This window comes from Paraburkholderia sp. A1BS-2L, from assembly GCF_051125205.1.
Classification (GTDB): domain Bacteria; phylum Pseudomonadota; class Gammaproteobacteria; order Burkholderiales; family Burkholderiaceae; genus Paraburkholderia.
The window spans coordinates 400,668-422,417 of sequence record NZ_CP120428.1 but is presented as its reverse complement, the minus strand read 5'-3'; the positions used below and the strand labels follow the sequence as shown (position 1 = coordinate 422,417).

Here is a 21,750-nt window from a genome sequence, read left to right as displayed (position 1 = left end):
ATCGCAGGCTTCAATCACGCGCACCGCGATTCTTCAACTGGTCGAGCAGCACCGCCGCGAGCAGGATCGCGCCACGCACCAGGTACTGGTAGAACGCGTCGATGTTGAGCAAGTTCATCACGTTCTCGACCGTGCCCATGATGAGCACGCCGATCACCACGCCCGAGATCGTCGCGCGGCCACCGAGCAGCGACACGCCGCCCAGCACGCACGCGGAAATCACGTTCAGCTCGAAGCCTTCTGCCGCGTTCGGCTGACCAGAGGTGATGCGCGAGGCCAGAATCACGCCCGCAAGCGCCGTCACCGCGCCCTGGATCAGGAAGATCCACACGCGCGTGCGCTCGACCTTGATGCCCGCGAGCCGCGAAGCTTCCGGATTGCCGCCGATGGCGAGCGTATTGCGCCCGTACACGGTCTGGTTGAGCATCACGCCGAACACGATGAAGCACACGAGCGTGACCCAGATCGGCAGTTGCACGCCGAAGAACGATGCCGTGCCCATGGCGATGAAGGTGTCGGAGGACACGCCCACGGCCTGGCCATGCGAGACGATGAAGCCGAGCCCGCGCACGATCTCCATGGTCGCGAGCGTGGTGATCAGCGCATTGATGCGCAGATACGCGATCACCGCGCCGTTCACGAAGCCGATCGCGGCCCCCGCGGCCACGGCGGCAACGATCGCGATGAAGGTGTTGTTGGTGGCGTTGAGCACCATCGCGCAGAGCACGCCAGCGAACGCGACAGTCGAGCCCACGGAAAGATCGAAGTCGCGCGAGGCGAGACAGAACATCATCGTGCAGGCCACCATGCCGATCTGCGAGATCGACAGCGCGAGGCCAAGCATGTTCTCGATCGAGAAGAAATGATCGACGGTCAGCGACATCGTGATGAACATGATCGCGAAGATCACGATGAGGCTGTACTCGGTGATCTGCTGCCACCACTTCTGCTTGTCGCTGGCCTTCGGAATCAGCGCTTCGGCGGCGCTGTGCGCGACGCTCTTCGCTGCATCGGCGGCTTCGGCCGCCAGGTTTTCTCTCGCTTGCATTTCAGTCACTCCTCCCCGTCCACTCATGCGGCTTTTGCCTGCGCGCCCTGCGGCAGCGCGAGGTCCAGCACCGCATGTTCGCTCGCCGCGCTGCGCGGCAACTCGCCGGAAATGCGGCCTTCGCGCATGACCACGATGCGGTCCGACACGCCAAGCACCTCCGGCAATTCCGATGACACCATCACGATCGCGCAGCCGCGCGCAGCCAGCTGGTAGATCACGTTGTAGATTTCGTGCTTCGCACCGACGTCGATGCCGCGCGTGGGCTCGTCGAGAATCACCACTTTGAGGTCGGGCTCGGCGAGCCAGCGCGACAGAATCGCCTTCTGCTGGTTGCCGCCCGAAAGAAAGCGGATCTTCTGGCGGCGGCTCGGCGTCTTGATCTTCAGCAGCTTGATGAAGCGGTCAGCCGTTTCGGCTTCCTTCTTGCGATCGAGAAACATGCCCGCGCGCAGGAAATGACGGCGGCAGCTGATGTTGATGTTCTCCGATACCGTTGCCATCGCAACGATTCCCTGTTCCTTGCGGTCTTCCGGGCACAGCACGATGCCATGGCGAATCGCGTCGCTCGCGCACTTCACGCGGATCGGCTTGCCGTCGAGCTCGATCTCGCCCGCACGCCGCTTGTGCGTGCCGTAGATCAGCTGCATGAGCTCGCTGCGACCCGCTCCCACGAGCCCGAAAAAGCCGACGATCTCGCCCGCCTTGACTTCGAAGCTGGCCGCCTCGTTGAGCGGATGCCCTTCGATGCCGCGCACCGCGAAGCGCACCTTGCCATGCTCGCGCGGCGAGTAGTTGTAAATGTCGCTGATCTCGCGACCCACCATTTCGGCCACGAGCGTCGTGCGCTTGACCTCTTCGAGCTTCTCATGCGAGGCGATCTTGCGGCCGTCGCGGAAAATCGTGCAGGCATTGCAGAGCTCGTAAATCTCGTCCATGCGATGCGAGATGTAGATGAGCGCGCGGCTATCGGCACGCAGCTCGCGCACGAGCTTGAAAAGCACCTCGGTCTCGCGGTGCGAGAGCGAACTCGTGGGCTCGTCGAGCGCGATCACGCGCGCATTGCGCAGCAGCGCCTTGCAGATTTCCACCATCTGGCGCTGCGCGATGGAGAGCTTGCGCAGCTTCGCGGCGGGATCGAGATCCACGCCCATCGCGGCAAGCCGCTCGCGCACGAACCGGCGCGCCTCGCCGCGCTTCACCCAGCCGAGCGCATTGGGCAGCGCGCCCAGCAACAGATTCTCCGCGACCGTGAGGTCGGGCACATATTGCAGCTCCTGGTGAATCACGGCAATGCCCGCGCCGATCGACGCGGCCGCATCGGCGAAGCGCACCTCGTTGCCATCCATCAGGATGCGGCCCGAATCGGGCTGATACTCGCCGCCGAGAATCTTCAGCAGCGTGGACTTGCCCGCGCCGTTCTCGCCCATCAAGCCATGCACTTCGCCCGCATGCACGTCGAACGACACGCCATCGAGCGCGCGCACGCCGGGAAACACCTTGCCGATATTGTCAAAACGCAGTGTCGCTGACACTTCGGTTTCCTCTCATTCGATTCACTGCCGATTCGCCGCATACGGCCGGCGCGCGCTTCGCCTGCTTCGCTCGCACGCCGGCCGCCTTGCAGCGGGAAATACCTCAAACCCCTTCCTTCGCGTGAAAGCTTTTCTTTCCTACTTCGAGGCAAGTCCCATCTGCTCGCGCACCTGACCCACGTTGTCGCGCGTCGCCAGCATGCCGGTCGTGAGCGTGAGCATCGGCGGCGTCTTGCCTTGCGTGATCCACGCGTACATGAGCTCCGACGTCTCCTCGCCGTGGCGCTTCGGGCTGATGATGACCGTGCCGAAGAAGCCGGTCGGCTCGGGCTTCTTGAACTCGTTGAGCGCGGAGTCCGAGCCGCCGATGCCGATGCCGATCATGTTGTCGGCCTTGAAGCCGCGGCCTTCCGCAGCGCGCACGGCGCCCAGCACGGCTTCGTCGTTCAGGCCGTAGGCCACCCAGTGCTTGAACTGCGGGTTCTTGGTGAGCGCGATATTGGCGGCGTTGAAGGCGTTCTCCGTATCGGTCTTGGCCTGCGGCGCGGCGATGATGTTGGCCTTCGGGAAGCCCGCGGCCACCAGCGCGTCGGTCGCGCCCGTCGTGCGGTCATGCGCGGTCGGCAACTGCTCGTAGGTCACGTCGATGGCGCCCACGTCCTTCATGTCCCAGCCGCGCTTCTTGATCTCGGCAGCAATGCCGTCGCCCACCTGCTTGCCGATGTTGTAGGCGGAGATGCCCATGTGCGGCACGGCTTCGATCGGTTTGCCCGCGCCGTCGACGAGGCGGTCGTCCACGGTCATCATCTTGAGCTTGTCGGCCTTGGCCTTGGCGACGATGCCCGGCCCGAGCTTCACGTCGGGCGTGCAGATGATGAAGCCCTGGGCCTTTTGCGCCGCGAGATTGTCGATCGCGCTCATGACCTTCTCGCCCGAAGGCGCGCCGATCTTCACGAGCGTGAAGCCATCCTTCCTGGCAGCCATCTCGGCAAACTTCCACTCGTCCTGGAACCACGGCTCTTCGGGCTGCTTCACCAGAAAGCCGATCTTGACCGGGTCGGCGGCCTGCGCAACAGGGGCCTGTGCGAGCATCGCGGTCGTTGCGGCGGCCAACAGCGTGAGGAAAATCCTGCGTTGCATGGTGTCTGTCTCCTGTCTTCTTCAGTCACGGGAAGGTAGCGGCCGCTTTTTCTTCATCCGCCCGCGCGCGGCCAGCGCTGCGGCAAAGGTCCTGCGTGTTCTTTTCTTCTCTACTCGTGATGCAGCGCCGTGCGCCCGCCATCGATCGTGATGCAGCTCGCGTTGATGAACGGCGCTTCGTCCGAGGCGAGGAACACGGCTGTCATCGCGACCTCCTCCGGCCGGCCGATGCGCTTCATCGGCGGCAATTCGAGCGTCGCGCGGCGTGCCGCCTCGGGGTCGGGCTGCGCGTTCCACCAGTCGTGCGTGAGTTGCGTTTCAATGTAGCCCGGCGCGATCGCGTTCACGCGCACGTTCTTCGGCGCGTATTCGATGCCGAGGGCCCGCGTGAGGCCGATCACGCCGTGCTTCGCAACCGGGTACGGGAAGCAGCCCGGAATGATCTGGAACGCGTGCGTCGAGGCGATGTTCACGATGCTGCCTGCGCGGCGCTCGATCATGCCGGGCAGCACGGCGCGGCAGCCGTTCCAGACGCCGTCCAGATCGACGGCGAAGCAGCGGCGCCAATCGTCGTCGGTCATCGTGAGCGGGTCCGCGAACACGTTGATGCCCGCGTTGTTCACGAGCACGTCGACGGGGCCGAACGCGCGCCCGGCGGCGGCCACTGCTGCTTGCACCGACGTTGCTTGCGTGACGTCGGTAGGCACCGCGAGCGTGCGCGCGCCGGGCTGCGCCTGCGCGATCTCGCGCGCCGTGGCCTCGGCGCTCGCGCCGTCGAGCTCGGCAAGCACGACCGCCGCGCCCTCGGCCGCAAACGCGCGCGCGATCGCGGCACCGATGCCGCGTCCCGCGCCGGTCACGATCGCGACCTTGCCGTCCAGGCGGTTCACGCTTTCGCTCCTTGCACGCCGGCTTGTGCGTTTTGGGTGGCGCGCCAGCCCGCGATGAACGCGAGCGCATTCGCACGCGTCGCCGCCACGTCCTGCCCCGGCTTGTAGAGCGCGGACCCCAGGCCGAAGCCGCTCGCGCCCGCCGCCAGCTGCGGCCCCATGTTGTCCGGCTTCACGCCGCCCACGGGCAGAAGCGGCACGACGCCGGGAATGACCGCGCGCCATGCCTTCGTCACCTCGGGGCCCAGTTGCTCGGCGGGGAACATCTTGAGCGCATCGGCGCCGCATTTGAGCGCCGCGAACGCTTCGGTCGGCGTCGCCACGCCCGGCACGCAGGCGAGGCCTTGCAGTTTGGCCGCGAGAATCACGTCGGTGTCCGCGTGCGGCATCACGATCAGTTCGCCGCCGGCAGCCTTGACGTCGCGCACGTGCGCCGTCGTGAGCACCGTGCCCGCACCGATCATGGCGTCGGAGGGCAGCGCCGCGCGCAGCGCCGCGATGCTCTCGAGCGGCGACGGCGAATTGAGCGGCACCTCGATGAGCCGGAAGCCTGCCTCGTAGAGCGCGCGGCCATGGTCGGCAGCTTCGGCGGGCTGGATGCCGCGCATGATCGCGACCATCCGGCAGGCGCCAAATGCGGCCATGAAGCCTGCGTGAGGCGTGTACGGGGCCGGCAAGTTCAAGTCGGGTTCCATCGTGCGTAGTCCTGTGAGTTGCTTTCTGCCCGGCTCACGCCGTCTGGTTCGTCTGGTTCGTTGGCGCCACGAGGCCGGCGCGCACCGCGATGCGCCACAGCCCGCGCTCGGTCGCCCGATGCACGATCTGCGCGCCGCCGCAGCCGAACTGCGCGAGCGCGAGCCGATAGCGCTCACACAGCGCATCGGCGCCAATCAGGCGCGGCGCGCATGCCGCCAGCTCCACGTCGCGGCGCGCGAGCACTGCGTCGAGCCCCGCCAGTTCGTGACCGATCAGGAGGCCCGAGAGATAGTCGGGCTGCTCATCGGCGGCAAGCTGATCGGTGAGGCCCAGCGTGCGCGTGCTGAACGCAGTCGCCAGCACGCCCGCACAACCGTGTTCGCGCGCCACCGTCACGCCGCGCAGGAACGCCGCCGTATCGGGCGTGGCGGGCCGCTTCATGGTGCGGCCGAGGATCGTGTGCGCCGTGAGCGCCGCGTAGACTTCGCCCGTCATGAAGGTGTAGAAGCGCGCAATGCGCGCGCCCTCCACCACCACCCATTTCGCGTGCGTGCCGGGCAAGCCGATCAGCGCCGGCTGCGCCGAAGGGTGTTTCGTCGATGGGCTCGACGGATCCGCATCGATCTGCGCACCCAAAGCGCCAAAGATCTGCGTTTCCTCGCCGCGCATGACATTGGGCAACGCACCCGGCTCCAGCACGCCCGGCACCACGGCCACCTCCACACCGCTGGCCGTGCGCACCCTGACGATGCCGGCCACCAGCGCGTCTTCGCCTGCGGGCGTTTCCACATACGGCGCCGACACCCAGCCCTGGGCGCTGCCGACCATGCCCGCCGCGAGCACCGGCAGCGCGCTCGACTGCGCGAGCCACACGCCGCAAGCCTCGTCGAACGCGGCGTCGAAACCGCCTTCTTCTGCCGGCACCGGCAGATTCATGATCCCAGCCGTCGACATGCGCGTGTCGAGCACTTCGCCCGACGCATCGAACAAATACGCGCGCAGCGAAGTCGTGCCCCAATCGAGCGCGATGAGCGCCGCTGGTTTGGCCCTGGCGGCATCCGGTTTGCCCTGCGCCCTGCGCGCCGCCGCGGTGTGCGCGCTCATCGTCGGATCCGGCGCGTCGCGGGCTGCGGCACGCGCCAACCGAGCTCCTGCGAGATCGCGCGCGCCTCGCGCTGCACGACCGCAATCAGTTCGTCCATGCGTTCGAGCGGCATGTAGGGAATCGTGCTCGCCACGGATAGCGCCGCCACGATCGCCCCCGACGCATCGCGCACCGGCGCGGCCACGCAGCGAATCGAAATTTCGTTTTCCTCGAGATCGAACGTGTAGCCGCCGGCCGAGTACGTGGCCATGCGCTTGAGGAAGGTATCGGGATCGAGATTGTGATCGGGGCGAAAGCTCACGCCCGCCAGCGCGCGCCGCGACGCCTCGAACAAGTCGCGCCACGACTGCGGCGAGAGATCCAGCATCATGGCCTTGCCGATACCCGTGGACGCGAGCGGCATGCGGTGCCCCACGCGCGAGCGCATTTCGAGGCCGCGCTGGCCGGGGATCTTGTCGATGTAGAGCACGTCGTCGCCATCGCGCACGCCGAGGTGAATCGTGTCGAGCGTCGCCTCGGCGAGCGCTTCGAGATGCGTGCGCGCGACGGCCGTGAGCGGCATTTGCTCGAGCGCGATCGTGCCGAGTTCGATGAGCTTGGGTCCGAGCAGATAGCCGCCCTGCACCTGGCGCAGATAGCGCGCCTGCACGAGGCTGGAAACGAGCCGGTGCGTGGTGCTGCGCGTCGTGCCGAGCACGGCGCCGAACGAGCGCAGATCGCGCACGCCGGCAGCGGCGGCTTCGAGAATGGCGAGGCCGCGCAGGAGCGTCTGCGTGCCGGCTTGCGCCGAGCCGTCGAGCAGCGCGCCCGGCAGGCCGACGATTTCGTCGGCGCCGGCGCGGGATTTGGCTTGTGATTGCGCGCGGCCAGCGGCGCCTGGAGCGTCCGCGGCGGATTCAGCGGCCGACTCTGCCTCGGCGTTCGTAAAGCGTTCGGCGAAATTCGGGGACATCGCTTTGTTCATGGCGAGGCCGTTCAGAAAGACGGGGATAAACGCACGGCGTCAAGCGACAGCCTGCGGACCATGGTGCGAATCGCTGGGGCGCGCTTTTGCGCGCGACGGTGGACGGCACAAGGCCACGCGATTCGCGGACTGGAACATGGCTGACGTCTCCGATGCTTGCCCGCTGAACCGCACGCATTGCGCGGCCGCGAGCTTTTGTCTGGGCTATGCCGACTTGCCAACTGCCACCCGCTGTCTGGGGCGTGTGGCGCGTCATGTCGGATGGATCGGATTGTAGGTCGGTTTTTCTGCGATCTCCAATATGTGATTGGGGCGCTCACATATTGGGAATTTCATCCCCTGGCCGGATGGCTAACGGCATGTCGCTGGACGTCCAAAGATGCCGGCAATGAGAATAAAAAAACGGCCGCCAGATCGCCTGGCGGCCGCTTGTACGGTTTTTGCGTGCTTGTCGCACAGTGATCAACGACATTCACGAAGCGCTCTCACGCCCCACCCGCATTACTTCCCTGCCGGCGCCTTGTAAGCGACGCAATCGACTTCGACCTTGCAGTCCACCACCATGCTCGACTGCACGCAGGCGCGCGCCGGCGGATGTTCGCCGAAGTACTCGCGGAACACCTTGTTGAACGACTGGAAGTCGCGCGCATCGTCGAGCCACACGCCGCAGCGCACCACGTGCTCCGCGCCATAGCCCGCTTCCTTCAGGATAGCGAAAAGGTTCTGGATGGCTTTATGCGATTGCTCGACGATGCCGCCGTTGATCACCTCGCCGCCTTCCATCGGCGTCTGGCCCGAGACATACAGCCAGCCGTCGGCCTCCACCGCGCGCGCGAACGGCAGATGTTGTCCGCCCTGGCCCTTGCCGCCTTCTGCTCCAATTCGTTTCATCGTTTGCTCCTTTGAGTTCGCCTGGCGCGCAACCATGTGCGCGAAAAAATAACTTAGAAAACCTGAGCGTCGCGCGTGCCCCGCGCGACGAAGTGGCCCGCGCGTTCGCCGGTTGGCTGGCCGTCGCGGTACGACAGCACGCCGTTCACCCACACTGCGTCGATGCCTTCTGCCACCTGCTGCGGCTGCTCGAAAGTCGCGGCGTCGCGCACCTTCGCGGGATCGAACAGCACGAGGTCGGCATGCCAGCCCACGTGCACCTCGCCGCGCTGCGTGAGACCGAAGCGCCGCGCCGACAAACCCGTCATCTTGCGCACCGCCTCTTCGAGCGGCAGCAGTGCAGCGTCGCGCGCGTAATGGCCCAGCACGCGCGGGAATGCGCCCCACAGGCGCGGATGCGGCAGCGGGTCGTTGGGCAGGCCGTCCGAGCCCACCATCGTCGCGGGATGCGAGAGGATGCGGCGCACATCGTCCTCGGACATGTTGTGATAGACCGCGCCCGCTGGCTGCAAGCGCTTGCCGGCCTCCTGCTGCGAGACGCCCCACTCGGCCGCGATGTCCTTGATGAGCTTGCCCGCCTGCTCGGGATGCGGCGTCGACCACGTGATCGTGATGTCGATGTCGCCCGTCACCTGCTTGAGATCGAGCGTCGATGAACTGCGGCTGTACGGATAGCAATCGCAGCCCACCGGCTGATACTTGCGCGCGCCTTCGAGCGACGCGAGCACTTCCGCGCTGCGCCCCCAGTTCGACGGGCCCGCGCATTTGAGGTGTGAAATGACGACCGGCACGCGCGCGTGCTTGCCGATGTGATACGCCTCCTCCATGGCTTCGAGGATGGCGTCGAATTCGGTGCGCATGTGCGTCGTGTAGAGGGCGCCGGCGGCGGCGAGCGGCTCCGCAAGCGAGAGGACTTCTTCGGTCGACGCCGCGAAGGCGTTGCCATACGCGAGGCCCGTGGAGAGTCCGAGCGCGCCATGCGTGAGCGCCTCTTCGAGCTGCGCGCGCATGGCCGCGATCTCGTCGCCAGTGGCGGCGCGCTTGAGATCGTCCATGTGGTTGCTGCGCAGCGCCGTATGACCGATCAGCGCGCCCACGTTCACCGCGGGCTTCGCGGCGTTCACGGCGTCGACGTACGCCGCGAAGGTCGGGTACTGGAACGCGTCGCGCTCGCCGAGCAGATTCATCGGATCGGGGGGGCCGCCATCGGCAGGATCGCCCTTGAGCGACACCGGCGCAGCGCTGATCCCGCAGTTGCCGACGACCACCGTGGTCACGCCCTGGCTGATCTTGGGCAACATCTGCGGCGAGCGGATCACGTGCGTGTCGTCGTGCGTATGGACGTCGATGAAGCCTGGCGCAAGCGCGCGCCCCTCGGCCTCGATCACTTCCTCCGCCAGCCAGTTCGACAGATTGCCGATGGCGGCGATGCGCCCGTCGCGCAGCGCGACATCGCGCTCGACGCCCGGCGCGCCCGTGCCGTCGTACAACATGGCGCCGAAGATCAGGGTGTCGGCGGCTTCCGGATGCGAATGCATGGCACAGTCTCCTGTCGATAGCGCGTCTGGCGTTGGCGCCTCGCGCGTATTGGGTTCAGTCGCCCAGTGGTTGACGCTCGCCGCCGCGCCCGGCAATGCCGCGATGCGTGTCGAGCGTAAGCTTCATGCGGCGCAGCAATTCGCGGCTCGCTTCAGGCTGCGCCAGCGCGAGCTCCGTCACGAGCACGTCGATCGCCATCATCATCGCGTATCGCGACGACGAGGGCTTGTAAATGAAATCGGTCTCGCTCGCGACGAGCGGCACGAGCCAGTCGGCGAGCGCGGCCAGCGGCGATGCCGGCGCGGTAAGCGCGACCAGCTTCGCCCCGTAGTCGCGCGCGATGCGGCACGCATCGAGCAGCTCGGGCACGCGTCCTGTTACGGAAAGCGCGATCACGACACAATCGGACGATAGCGTGCTTGCGACCATCCGCTGCAGCAAACTGTCCTGATACGACGCGACCGGCCGGCCGAGGCGCACGAGGCGAAAGCGCATTTCGTCGGCGAGCGCGCTGGAGCCGCCGCCCATGCCGAACACATAGATCATGCGCGCCTTGGCCAGCGCAGCGGCGACCTCGGCAAACGGCGCGTGGCGCAGCAGCTCATGATTGCGCGCGAGCGCTGCGTGGATTTCGTCGTAGACGCGCGTGGCGAGCCCCTCTTCGGGCTGCGCCGCCGGCGACGCCGCCCCGCGGCGTGGTTTGCCAGATCCGCCTTTGCCCGCGCCCCGGCGGCTGCCTTCGTCCTGAGCCGCGCGCAAGAATCGCTCGCCCACGGCGGCGGCCTGGGCGAGCCGCAGCTTGAGCTCGCGCACATCGTGACAGCCCACCGCCTTCGCAAAGCGTGTGACGGAGGCCACGCTCACGCCCGCGCGCCGCGCCAGCTCGCCGATGCTCGCCCGCGCGGCGGCAGCGAGGTCGTCGAGAATCAGGGCCGCGACATCGCGCTCGGCCGGACGCAAATCCGGCACGCATTGCGCGATTCGGGCGACGATGTCGAAACGTCCCGGTTCGGCGGCTGAATTCATGTTTTGTTAATAAATAACATTTCCCGAACAGATGGTACTTTGTGTACTATCTCCAAGTCAACGCCGGACCTGCAAGGCATGCACGGTTTCCTTGCGGACCGGCGCAACGGACCGTAGATGGAGCGAACGGAAATGAAAGTTACAAACTATCAGAGTGCAGCGATCGACCCGAACAGCAAGGGCCTTGGCAACCTGCCGGGCGCAAGCGTGCCGCTGGGCGACGCTGCGCGCCTCGAATGGAATCTGCTCGCCGAGGACGTGAGCTTGCCGGCCGCGGTCCTGTATGCGGACCGCGTCGAGCACAACCTCAAGTGGATGCAGGACTTCGTCACGCGCTACGGCGTGAAGCTCGCGCCGCACGGCAAGACCACGATGGCGCCGCAACTGTTTCGCCGCCAGATGGAAACGGGCGCGTGGGGTATCACGCTCGCCACGGCGCATCAGACGCGCGCCGCGTATCGCGGCGGCATCTCGCGCGTGCTGATGGCGAATCAGCTCGTGGGCCGTCACAACATGGCGATCATCGCCGAATTGCTGAGCGATCCCGATTTCGAGTTTTTCTGCCTCGTGGACACGGTGGAAGGCGTCGAGCAACTGGGCGAATTCTTCCGCGCCTCGCATCGCACGCTGCAAGTGCTGCTCGAACTGGGCGTGCCGCGCGGACGCACCGGCGTGCGCGACGCGGACTCGCGCCGCGCCGTGATCGACACGATCGCGCGCTATCCGGATTCGCTCAAGCTCGCGGGCGTGGAGATCTACGAGGGCATCCTCAAAGAAGAGAGCGAGGTGCGCACCTTCCTGCGCGACGCGCTCAACGTAACCGAGGAACTCGCCGCCGCCGGCCGCTTTTCGCGTTCGCCGGCACTGCTTTCGGGCGCGGGATCCGCATGGTACGACGTGGTGGCCGAGGAATTCGCGAAAGCCTCGCAGGCCGGCACGATCGACGTCGTGCTGCGCCCCGGCTGCTATCTCACGCACGACGTGGGCGTCTACAAGCAGGCGCAGTCGCAGATCCTCACGCGCAATCCGGTCGCGCGGGAGATGGGCGTGGCGCTGCTGCCGGCGCTGCAGTTGTGGGCCTATGTCCAGTCGATTCCGGAGCCGGGGCGCGCGATCATCGGCTTCGGCAAACGCGACGCCGCCTTCGACGCAGGCTTTCCAGAGCCGACGCGCCACTATCGTCCTTCACGCGATGGCGCAAGCATGCCGCGCGAAATCGCCGCGAACGAGGGCTGGGAAATCTTCCAGATGATGGATCAGCACGCCTATCTGCAGATTCCGGGCGGCGCGGACATCAAGGTCGGCGACATGATCGGCTTCGACATTTCGCACCCCTGCCTCACGTTCGACCGGTGGCGCCAGGTGCTGATGGTCGACGGGCAATATCGCGTGACGGAAGTGATCGAAACGTTCTTCTGATCGTTCTGCGGTTCGATTCACCCCGGCCCACGGCGGCCAGGCGCTTGCAGCCTGGCCGGCTGATGGCCGATGACTTGAGCGCTCGACTCAAGCGCCTTCCTTCGCTTCGGCGGCCTCGGCTTGCGCCACTGCCACGCTAATCCGTTCTTCCATCATCCGCAGTGCGCTCGACAGCGCCGTGAGCGCATCGTCAGGCAACGACATCGTCTGGTTCAGGAACGCGTTGCGCCGCGGCAGACTCGCCTCGACAGCATCGTGCCCCGCCTGGGTGAGCTGCACATTGGTAATGCGGTTGTCGCGCGCGTCGGCGCTGCGCGCGATCCAGCCCAGCGCCTCAAGCGGCTTCAATTGCCGCGTGAGCGCGCCCGGGTCCACGCGCAGACGCTCGACGAGCCGCTTCTGCGACGACTCGCCATTCTGCTCATGCAGCGCCATCAAAATGCGCCAGCGCGGCAGCGGATGCCCCACCTGCGCCTCGAACGCGGACATGAACGTGCGGTAGGTCCGTCCGAACTGCTGGACGATGGCGACGCGATCCTGTGTTTCCATGCTGTGTGTTCCTGCCTGTCTTCCTGTCTCTGGCGGCGAGCCGTGCGTGCCTCACTGCCTTGTTCTGCGTCCCGACGCATCGCCAGCCCTCAGTCGGCGTGGATCACGGGCTCGATCTTGCGCTGAAGCCTGATGGGCGGCACGCGCCGCGTCTGCCAGATCGACACCAGCGCGATCACTGCAGCCACCGCAATCCCCAGATGAATCGCGCCCACCAGCGCCTCGCGCGCGGCCTCCAGCAACGGCGCGCCATTGTGCCCGGCCTTGGCGAGTTCGCCAATCAGCACGTGCTGTGCGTCGCGGTTGATGAGGATCTGCGGGTCGGCGAGCTGGGCGAACCAGTGCGTCGCGTGATCGGCGTCCAGTGCCTTGTGCACGCCGCCCTTGTAAAGCTGGGTGACCATCGTGCCGGTCAGCGCGGTGCCGAACATCCCGCCGATCATGCGCAACGACTGCAGCAGCGCCGTGGCAATGCCCAGATGCTCGCGGCCCGCGGTCTGCTGCGCGAACACGGTGAGATTCGGCATCACGAAGCCGAGCCCGATGCCGCCCACGATCATCAGCGCCATCAAGAGCACGCGCGGCGTGTTGTGCGACGCCAGGGCGACCGCAAAGCAGGCGAACGCGAGCATCCCAAAGCCGATGTAGAGCATCCGGTTCGGATTGCGGATGCGCGACACGACGCGTCCGTTCGCGATGCTGCCGATCGTGATGAACACCACGAGCGGCGTGATGACCATGCCCGCCTCGTTCGGCGTCATGCCGAAGCCGCCCTGGAACAGCAGCGGCGCATAGAACAGCAGCGAGAACATGGTGAAGCCGCCCAGCACCGCCAGCTTGAAGAGCGCGTTGAGGCTCGCGTTGCGGAACATGTCGACGGGCAGGATCGCCTGCGGGCAGCGCCGCTCCCACTGCCACAGCGCCCAGCCCGAGGCCGCGGCCAGCACGAGCAGGCCCAGCGCGGAAAACGTCACGCCGTGCGCGGGCAGCCGCTCGACGAACAGTTGCAGGCTGCCGAGCGTCACGGCGATCAGCAGCGCGCCTGGCCAATCGAGCCGCATGCGCTCCTTGTGCACGACATGGCGCAAATGCGGCAGATAGCGCCAGACGAAGAACAGCGAAAGCAGCCCGACCGGCAGGTTCACGTAGAACACCGAACGCCAGCCGTAATACTGCGTGAGAAAGCCGCCGAGCGAAGGCCCCACCGCGTTGGCGATGCCGAACGCCGAACTCATCAGCACCTGCCATTTCAGGCGCACGACCGAATCAGGAAAGAGATCGGGAATGCACGCGAACGCCGTGCCCACCAGCATGCCGCCGCCGATGCCCTGCAGGCCGCGCGCGAGCACGAGGAACATCATGCTGTTGGCCGCGCCGCACAGAACCGAGGCGCCGGTGAAGACGACGATCGACGCGATCACGAATGGCTTGCGCCCGTAATAGTCGCCGAGCCGACCAAAAATAGGGACGGTGATGACAGAGGTGAGCAGATAGGACGTGGCGACCCACGCGTAAAGCTCGAAGCCGCGCAGTTCGGCGACGATGGTGGGCAGCGCCGTGCCAACGACGGTCTGGTCCAGTGCAACCAGCATGCTCACAAAGGAGATGCCGAGCATCGCCAGCAGCGACTCCCGGAACGGCAGCACCTGCCCGCTCGAATGATGGGCGGCAGTACGGACGGCCATTTTTGATCCCGCAATGATTGATACGTCAAGAATTGAAATCATAGCACGATGCGATCCTCTACACTGGGCGTCGAGGAGCGCTTGCCGAACCGTTTTCCGGGAGATTTATGGGGCCGTATTCTGATTTTTCCGAAGCCGATCTTGCCGCGCTCAAGCGCGCGAAGCACGAACTGGAAACGCCGCCGCTCGGCATGAAGCTCGCCGCGATCGTCGGTGCGCCGGTCGAGAAACTGATCGCTAAGCTGCCCGCCGTGGCCAACGACAAGGTCAACGACGCCACCCAGGCAGCGCTGCGCAAATGCCTGCAGCTGGCGCTCAAGACACTTGGCAAACCGGGCGAGCGGGCGCCCGGGATCGCCGATGCAAGCTCAGCCGCTGAATCGACATCAATCGCCACAACAATCGCACAGCACGCAGGCCCACTGGGCGCGAAGCCGAGCAACCTGCTGCACAAGTTCGCGGTCGCCACGACGGGCGCGGCGGGCGGCGCGTTCGGCCTGTTCGCGTTGCCGGTGGAGCTACCCGTCACGACGACGTTAATGTTCCGCTCGATTTGCGACGTCGCGCGCAGCGAAGGCGAAGACCTCGCGAACGCCGACACTCAACTCCAGTGCCTGACCGTGTTCGGCATGGGCGGACGCTCGGCCGCCGACGACGAAGCCGATTTCGGCTACTTCATCGTGCGCGGCGCGCTGGCGCAGGCGGTATCGAAAGCGTCGTCGGAAATGGCGACCAAGGGCTTCGCCGCGCACGGCTCGACTGCGCTGCTCAAGCTCATGCAGACCGTGGCCGCGCGCTTTTCCGTGCAGGTCAGCGAACAGGTGGCCGCGAAATCGATTCCGGCCATCGGCGCGGTGCTCGGCGCCATGGTGAACACCGTGTTCATCGATCACTTCCAGAACGTCGCACACGGCCATTTCACCGTGCGCAGGCTCGAGCGGCGCTACGGCGAAGCCACCGTCCGCGCGGCCTACGAAGAGATCGACGTCACGCTCGATTGAGCCGCTCGATGCGCGCCCGGTGGTGTGCTCAATTGCGCCCCCGCCCCAGGCTCCGTTTGCATGTGTGCGCTCTTCTGCGCACGGGCGGTGTCGTCGGCCGTCGTCACGCGCTTCACGAAGCGCGCGGTCTCGTCGAGCGCACGCCGCGCCTCGGGCATGAACGGCGCGTAAATCGGCCAGACATGCGGTAGACCGCGCCCGATCTTGCACTCGACACTCACGCCGGCAGCCTGTGCGCGTTCCGCCACCCGGCGCGTGTCGTCGAGCAGCGTCTCGGTGCTGCCCGCCAGCATGAAGAGCGGCGGCAAGCCGTGGAGATCGGCGTAAAGCGGCGAAGCATGGGGATCGGTCGCGCTCGTCTCGCCGAGGTAAAGTGGCGCAACGCGCGCGAACACGTCGCCGCAGAACATGGGATCGCGCCCGTCGTTTTCGCGTATCGACGCGCCTGTGACGGCGAGATCGGTCCACGGCGAGTAGAGCACCGCGCCGGCCGGCAGCGGATTGCCGGCGTCGCGCAATGCGACGAGCGTGGCGAGCGCGAGCCCGCCGCCCGCCGAATCGCCCGCGATCACAAGCGACTGGGCACGCGCGCCGTCAGCCAGCAAGCGCCGATAAGCAGCCACTGCGTCAACCAGTGCCGCCGGAAACGGATGCTCGGGCGCAAGACGATAGTCGAGCGAAAAAAGGTCGGCTTCGGCGCGTGTGGCGAGGCCGAAGGTGATGGCACGGTGCGTCTTCGGCGAGCAGAAGTAATAACCGCCACCGTGCAAATAGAGGATCGTGCGCGGCGCCCCACCCTCGCGCACGAGCCATTCGCCACTCGATGGCGCGTCGGCTGCGTTGCGCTCGCTGGCGGCCCGATACTCCTCGCGTAATTGCCAACCCTTGGGGACCTGAGGCAGCCACACGCGTTTCGCGGTTTGTGCGCGCACGCGTGCGACATCGATCGGGCCGCGCGTCGCCGGAAGAAAGCTGCGGCGCAAGAACCAGCAGATCAACCTGCTTTGCAAACTCATGGGGCACGGCTCCTCGCAATGCGCTCACTACGCGCGCAACCCAGCGGATGCTCAGTTCGCCGGCAGCACCTGCCCGCGAATTTCGCCGGACGGGTTCTGTTGCGTATGCACGTTGAAATACCACTGGCCGGCCATCAGATCGGTGACCTGCTTTTCGTTGAGCGTTGCGGAACCCTTGATCGGAGTGGCAAGTTCACCCTTCGGAATCGGCACCTGTACGTTCGCGTTCTGGCCGACGGGCGCGGGACCATGGAAATGCGCACCGGTCACCGGCCCCGACAGGCCTTCGTAAGTGATGGTCCAGTTCAGCGATTTTGTCGAGGTGTCGAACGTGGCATTGAGCATGCCGTGGCCGTGACTCACACGCGGTGGCACTTCGCTGGAAGGTTCGAGATCGGCCTTCAGCGCAATGGTATCGGCAAACGCGGCACTGGAAGCAAGGACACACAGGGCGAGAGCAAACTGCAGCGGACGAAGCGCTTTCATGGGAATTCTCCGTTTGTTGTGGCGCGCTGCACCATCAGGCGGCAGCCACCTCGTCACATGCTAGAGCAAATCCGGAAAAGGCGTCCGATCCGGCATGATCGACAGCCATGAAAACGCTGGAATGAAAAGTGCGGGAATCGGGATAGGGGCAGGCCTCGCGGCCCGGCCCCTCCCACGCCACCGTGCGTACGGGTCCGTACACGGCGGCTCGGATCGGTTAGCCGACTGGGCCGACCGAGGGAAGTCCAAGAGAACGTAGATACCGGTTTGGCAGTGCGAGACTCAGCGCGGGGCTGCAACTAAGCCGCCATACATTGTGCGGCGATCCAACGGTCTGAGCGGCTAGATCACGGCTAACCCCGCGGGCAGTCAATTCCTTGAAACGGGTCCGGCCACGCTTCCATTGCTTCCAGAAGAAGCAGCGGAGACGGCGACGAATCCATTCATCGAGGCGCTTCAGCACGCTTGGGGTTTCGCAGAAACCAAAGTAGCCACGCCAGCCCGTGAGATACCGCTTCAGCGTACCAATCATCTGGTCGACGCTGACGCCTCGGGTGCGCTGTGTCAGTTCCCTGATCCTCTCCTTGAAGCGAGCCAGTGCCTTGGGTGCAATGCGCCGTTTGACCTGTTCCCGGTTCGAGAAGGTAAAACCCAGAAACTTCCGCGTGTGTGGTGGCGCGACCGCGCTTTTCGCTTCGTTGACCGTCAGCTTGAGCTTGCCAGTGAGGAAGGTTTTGAGACCCATCATCACTCGCTGGCCAGCGCGTTCGCTGCGTACGTAGACGTTACAATCGTCGGCGTACCTCACGAACCGCAGTCCGCGTTGCTCAAGCAGTTTGTCAAGATCGTCGAGCATCAGATTGGATAACAGCGGCGACAGGGGACCGCCTTGTGGCGTACCTTCGTCCGTTGCACCAACCAGCCCGTGCTCCATCACGCCTGCCGTCAGGAACGAGCGGATCAGCTTCAGGACGCGCCTGTCGCTCACCCGCTTTGCCACCCGGCTCATCAGGATATCGTGGTTCACGCGGTCAAAGAACTGCGCCAAATCCAGGTCTACCACCCAGCGGTGTCCCGCCTGGATGTAGCCCTGCGCGCGCGCCACGGCCTGATGTGCCGAGCGTCCCGGACGAAATCCGTAACTGGAGTCCGAGAACGTCGGGTCCCACTGCCTTTGCAGCACCTGCAACACCGCCTGCTGAACGAGCCGGTCGAGCGCAGAAGGAATGCCGAGCTTGCGCACGCCTCCTCCGTCCGGCTTGGGTATCTCGACCCGTCTCACAGGTTGGGGTTGGTAGGTGCCTTCGAGCAGTGAGGCCCGTATCGTCGGCCAATGCTCCCGCAGGTACGCCGGTAATGCCTGAACTGTCATGCCGTCCACACCCGGTGCGCCCTTGTTCGCTTTCACACGCTTCAACGCCTGCTTCAGGTTCTCCCTTTCGCAGACTTCTTCCATCAGTCGGTCACAAGCCGACGGGCTTTCAGGCTCGGGGTTCGCCGTCATAGGTTCAGCCCCTCGATCAGCAGCCACCGGAGCTTCACCCCTTCTTCCGCTATCAAGGACGCGATGCGTTTTCTGCTGCGCTCCCATGTCGAGTTCTCCGGCTTACTCGCCGCTCCTCTCCGTTTGGGCCTTCAGGCGTCGCCGCCCTAATATGCCCGCTGCTGACTCCTGCACGGCGATCAACAGCCCTTGCGAGCTGTTCAGTCCTGATTCCAGGACACCGGGCAGGCCTCCCGGGGTAAGCTCAACCGCCTTCACCACACACCCGCCTGATTTACCACCCCAGCCTTTGATGGTGGAGGACTTCGCGATCATTGGCTCGCTCGTCCGACCGGGTAGGCCTCATATCAGGTTTCTGTTCGTCAGGTCGTGGCTTTGCTACACGCTTCCTTCAGACCCCGCCTCGCGACGACGCCCTTGCGTTTCACTAGTCCTTCGCCCCATCAGGCTGGACAGGGGACTTTCACCCCCAAGCTGTTGTGCATGCTCGGCACACCAAAAAAAGAGCGCCGCGAGCGGCGCTCTTAACCCAAGTACTACCTTCTACTGCTTTTCTTCGTAATGGGTTCTGCAGCCCGGCCGGAAGCCGGGCCGCCCGCATCATTAGAAGCGGTGACGGATACCGGTCGTGACGATACCCTGATTCTTCGACGACGAGTAGTTGTCCGCCCCCTGGTAGCCCACCTGCGTGATGCCCACCGCAGCCTGACCGGCACCCCAAACGCCCACGCCCTCGAGGTACACGTCCGTGCGCTTCGAGAGCGCGTAGTCGGCTTGCAAGCCGAACTGGTTCCAGTGCGCGGTTTGACCACCGCCCGCGTTGGAGAGGATCGAACCGTTCGCGTTGGTATAGGTGTACATCGCGCCGATGCCAAGTGCCGGCGTCAGGTTGTAATGCACGTTGGCTTCGATGTTGTTGTAGCGGATCGACAGGTTGTCGTTCAAGCCGTTCAGGCGCGATTGCGTGAACACCACGCCACCGACAGCAGGACCATAGGTATAGCTCACGCCACCGCCCCAAACGCGCGCGCGCTGGGCGCTGCCGAACAGGCCGAACTGGTCGTTCGTGACCGCACCATTGGGATTGTTCAAGGTGCCCGTGTTGTTGGCCTGCAGGTAAGCCGCAGCGACGCGCAGGCCGCTGTTGGCGTAGCTCATGCCGGCGCTATACGCGCGGTTGTTCGCGAAGCCTGCCTGGTTAGAGAACGCGTACGCGCCACCGAACTGGAAACCCGAGAGATTTGGGCTGGTGTACTTGATCGCGTTGTTCAGCGAGAACGTGGCATTGCCGTTGTCGTTGTCGCCCACGTGTGCCGTGTACGTGCCGCCCCATGTGCCGACAGCCATGAGCGGGCCAAGGTAGTCGACCACGGAGTCGTACTGGCGGCCGAACGTCAGCGTGCCGTACTGATCCTGCGTGAGACCGACGAAAGCCTGACGGTTGAACAGGCTGCTGTTATTTGCCTAACGGCCGTTCGCTACGTTAATGCCGCTTTCGAGGGTGAAGATCGTCTTCAGGCCGCCACCGAGATCTTCCGTGCCACGCAGGCCCCAACGGCTCTGCTGAATGTTGCCGCTGCCCAGAGCGTATTTGGTGTTGCCATCCACGTTGGTCGTGTAGACGAAGCCGGCATCGACGATGCCGTAGAGCGTCACGCTGCTTTGCGCGTACGACGCCGATGCGAAAGTCGCGGCAACTGCGGCCGCGATAGCCAGACTCTTTTTCATATGCTTCCTTAGTTGCAAAGCCTTTCGGCAAAAATAGACGCCGTCGCCGGCAATACGCCGGCTCGCTTGATCCCGCAGCACCGCAAACGTTAGTGCCGCATTGATACGCAGCCCAAAGTTTATGGGCGTCACTTTCAAGCCAGCCATCCCGATCCAAGGAAAAAGTTTTTTTTGAAGAAGTCGAATACTGCCGTGACGCTCGCCGCAATCGCTTGCCACTCAATGCACGCGCTTAATCTTGAATTCATGCGCGCGAGAATTGATCACACACTATCCCGATATAACGTTGCCGCCCGGCAACATAATTAATTCAAGACAATTAACGGTTTAGGAACAGTCTCATTCCTTAGGGCATAGCCCTGTCGGTACTATCCGGCAACGCTCGCGTCGCAGTCCTGCGCCGAGCCTCATGTGTACGCAGGAAAACATCGCTTCAACGCAGCCAATCCCGTCAGCCCCATGTCAATGCGACCCAAAACCATGAATCAGCTTCAGGCGATGCGCGTATTCGTGAGCGTCGCCGAACACGGCTCGTTCGGTCGCGCTGCGGCAAGCCTCGATCTTTCGAACGCCGTTGTCACGCGCTATGTCGCACTGCTCGAGGCGCATCTTCACACCCGCCTCATCAACCGCAATACGCGCAGCATTTCGCTGACCGAGGCAGGAAACGCGTATGCCCAGGCGTGCCGTCATATGCTCGAGGACCTGGAGCGCGTCGAAACGCAGATCGCGCATGGCGTGTCTGTGCCCTCGGGCACACTGCGCGTGGTCGCGCACGCCTCGTTCTCGCTGCATGACCTCACGCCACTGCTCAAGCAGTATCTCGCCGAATTCACACAGGTCCGGCTTACGCTCACGCTGTTGCACCGCCCCGTCGATCTCATCGAAGAAGGCTTCGACGTGGGCAGTGTCGCGCCGCGCCAGGTCAGCGGCGGCACACTGATCCGGCGTCCGCTCGTTTCGGTCACGCCGGTTGCGGTCGCCTCGCCCGCCTATCTCGACGGCCGCCGCGCACCGCGGCATCCCGCAGAACTCACGCACCATACGCTGCTTGCGCCGTCCATCGACATTCACGGCAACGAATGGCAGTTCGCGAGCGCCGATGGCGTGCGTGAGGCGGTGCGGATCGAGCCGGCCTATGCCGTCAACAATTCGGTGATGCTCCGTCAGGCGGCTCTCGCGGGGATGGGCATCACGATCCTGCCGGCAAACCAGGTGGACACCGATCTCGCGCTGGGCACGCTCGTGCGCGTGCTCGACGACTACCAGATCCGCGACGCCGATAAGGAACTCTCGCTCGTCTATCCCGGGCGACGTCACATCCCCGCGAAAACGCGAACGTTCGTGGACTTCACCGTCGAGTGGTTTCGCGGCCAGGACGCTTCTCGCCAGACGATTACCGAGATATCCGGCAATAAATAATTGATCGCTTTTATCTCGATTTCTGGCGGCACGCGAACTATGCTTTCTCTTGCGAGAAGTGACTCTTCATCGAAGGGTCTCCAACCTTGAACGCGGCTTCGGCCGC

The 21,750-nt window shown here is 65.0% G+C and carries 19 protein-coding genes and 1 pseudogene; 3 read left to right on the top strand and 17 right to left on the bottom strand.

What is annotated here, in order from left to right:
• Positions 1-10: 10 nt before the first annotated feature.
• The 10 genes from araH to P5W98_RS01835 form a co-directional block, all read right to left on the bottom strand.
• Complete coding sequence (gene araH / locus P5W98_RS01880) at positions 11-1,048, bottom strand: L-arabinose ABC transporter permease AraH (protein ID WP_421022975.1); 1,038 nt, start codon at positions 1,046-1,048, stop codon at positions 11-13.
• Positions 1,049-1,071: 23 nt separating this feature from the next.
• Positions 1,072-2,583 carry an L-arabinose ABC transporter ATP-binding protein AraG gene (araG, locus tag P5W98_RS01875; RefSeq protein ID WP_421042584.1) on the bottom strand — a complete coding sequence of 504 codons (1,512 nt, stop codon included), beginning with the start codon at positions 2,581-2,583 and terminating at the stop codon, positions 1,072-1,074.
• A 138-nt stretch (positions 2,584-2,721) separates the two neighbouring features.
• A complete protein-coding gene (locus P5W98_RS01870) occupies positions 2,722-3,723 on the bottom strand; it encodes an arabinose ABC transporter substrate-binding protein (RefSeq protein WP_421042585.1) in 1,002 nt (333 codons plus the stop codon).
• Between the two features lie 110 nt (positions 3,724-3,833).
• Positions 3,834-4,613 carry an SDR family oxidoreductase gene (locus P5W98_RS01865; protein ID WP_421042586.1) on the bottom strand — a complete coding sequence of 260 codons (780 nt, stop codon included), beginning with the start codon at positions 4,611-4,613 and terminating at the stop codon, positions 3,834-3,836.
• A complete protein-coding gene (locus P5W98_RS01860) occupies positions 4,610-5,308 on the bottom strand; it encodes a 2-dehydro-3-deoxy-6-phosphogalactonate aldolase (RefSeq protein ID WP_421042587.1) in 699 nt (232 codons plus the stop codon). Before P5W98_RS01860 ends, P5W98_RS01865 begins: the two co-directional genes overlap by 4 nt.
• 34 nt (positions 5,309-5,342) lie before the next feature.
• Positions 5,343-6,413: a 2-dehydro-3-deoxygalactonokinase gene (locus tag P5W98_RS01855; RefSeq protein ID WP_421073479.1), complete on the bottom strand. Its 1,071-nt coding sequence runs from the start codon at positions 6,411-6,413 to the stop codon at positions 5,343-5,345.
• A complete protein-coding gene (locus P5W98_RS01850; RefSeq protein ID WP_421022969.1) occupies positions 6,410-7,378 on the bottom strand; it encodes an IclR family transcriptional regulator in 969 nt (322 codons plus the stop codon). The genes P5W98_RS01855 and P5W98_RS01850 overlap by 4 nt, the downstream gene beginning before the upstream one ends.
• A 501-nt stretch (positions 7,379-7,879) precedes the next feature.
• Entirely contained in the window at positions 7,880-8,269 is a 390-nt protein-coding gene (locus P5W98_RS01845) for a RidA family protein (RefSeq protein WP_028216230.1), read from the bottom strand.
• 53 nt (positions 8,270-8,322) lie between these two features.
• Complete coding sequence (locus tag P5W98_RS01840) at positions 8,323-9,807, bottom strand: N-acyl-D-amino-acid deacylase family protein (protein ID WP_421042589.1); 1,485 nt, start codon at positions 9,805-9,807, stop codon at positions 8,323-8,325.
• 55 nt (positions 9,808-9,862) lie between these two features.
• Positions 9,863-10,834 carry a MurR/RpiR family transcriptional regulator gene (locus tag P5W98_RS01835; protein ID WP_421042590.1) on the bottom strand — a complete coding sequence of 324 codons (972 nt, stop codon included), beginning with the start codon at positions 10,832-10,834 and terminating at the stop codon, positions 9,863-9,865.
• A gap of 132 nt (positions 10,835-10,966) precedes the next feature.
• Between P5W98_RS01835 and P5W98_RS01830 the strand changes: the two genes are divergently transcribed.
• Positions 10,967-12,253: an amino acid deaminase gene (locus P5W98_RS01830; RefSeq protein ID WP_421042591.1), complete on the top strand. Its 1,287-nt coding sequence runs from the start codon at positions 10,967-10,969 to the stop codon at positions 12,251-12,253.
• Between the two features lie 87 nt (positions 12,254-12,340).
• On the opposite strand, the gene P5W98_RS01825 is transcribed toward P5W98_RS01830, so the two are convergent.
• A complete protein-coding gene (locus P5W98_RS01825) occupies positions 12,341-12,802 on the bottom strand; it encodes a MarR family winged helix-turn-helix transcriptional regulator (RefSeq protein ID WP_421022965.1) in 462 nt (153 codons plus the stop codon).
• Positions 12,803-12,891: 89 nt separating this feature from the next.
• Positions 12,892-14,487 carry an MDR family MFS transporter gene (locus P5W98_RS01820; protein ID WP_421042592.1) on the bottom strand — a complete coding sequence of 532 codons (1,596 nt, stop codon included), beginning with the start codon at positions 14,485-14,487 and terminating at the stop codon, positions 12,892-12,894.
• 107 nt (positions 14,488-14,594) lie between these two features.
• Here P5W98_RS01820 and P5W98_RS01815 point away from each other — a divergent pair, with 107 nt between their 5' ends.
• Complete coding sequence (locus P5W98_RS01815) at positions 14,595-15,488, top strand: EcsC family protein (protein ID WP_421042593.1); 894 nt, start codon at positions 14,595-14,597, stop codon at positions 15,486-15,488.
• Here P5W98_RS01815 and P5W98_RS01810 read toward each other — a convergent pair.
• The 5 genes and pseudogenes from P5W98_RS01810 to P5W98_RS01790 all read right to left on the bottom strand — a co-directional run bounded on the left by P5W98_RS01810 (position 15,458) and on the right by P5W98_RS01790 (position 20,222).
• A complete protein-coding gene (locus P5W98_RS01810) occupies positions 15,458-16,504 on the bottom strand; it encodes an alpha/beta hydrolase (protein WP_421022962.1) in 1,047 nt (348 codons plus the stop codon). The genes P5W98_RS01815 and P5W98_RS01810 overlap by 31 nt on opposite strands.
• A 51-nt stretch (positions 16,505-16,555) precedes the next feature.
• Entirely contained in the window at positions 16,556-16,990 is a 435-nt protein-coding gene (locus P5W98_RS01805) for a CHRD domain-containing protein (RefSeq protein ID WP_421042594.1), read from the bottom strand.
• Positions 16,991-17,207: 217 nt separating this feature from the next.
• A complete protein-coding gene (gene ltrA / locus P5W98_RS01800) occupies positions 17,208-18,581 on the bottom strand; it encodes a group II intron reverse transcriptase/maturase (protein WP_421073477.1) in 1,374 nt (457 codons plus the stop codon).
• Positions 18,582-18,596: 15 nt separating this feature from the next.
• Complete coding sequence (locus P5W98_RS01795; RefSeq protein ID WP_421073476.1) at positions 18,597-18,809, bottom strand: hypothetical protein; 213 nt, start codon at positions 18,807-18,809, stop codon at positions 18,597-18,599.
• A 288-nt stretch (positions 18,810-19,097) separates the two neighbouring features.
• Positions 19,098-20,222, bottom strand: a pseudogene (locus tag P5W98_RS01790) (porin).
• Between the two features lie 480 nt (positions 20,223-20,702).
• Here P5W98_RS01790 and P5W98_RS01785 point away from each other — a divergent pair.
• Positions 20,703-21,644, top strand: coding sequence for a LysR family transcriptional regulator (locus tag P5W98_RS01785; protein ID WP_434718185.1), 942 nt, complete (start codon positions 20,703-20,705; stop codon positions 21,642-21,644).
• The last annotated feature ends 106 nt before the right edge of the window (positions 21,645-21,750 follow it).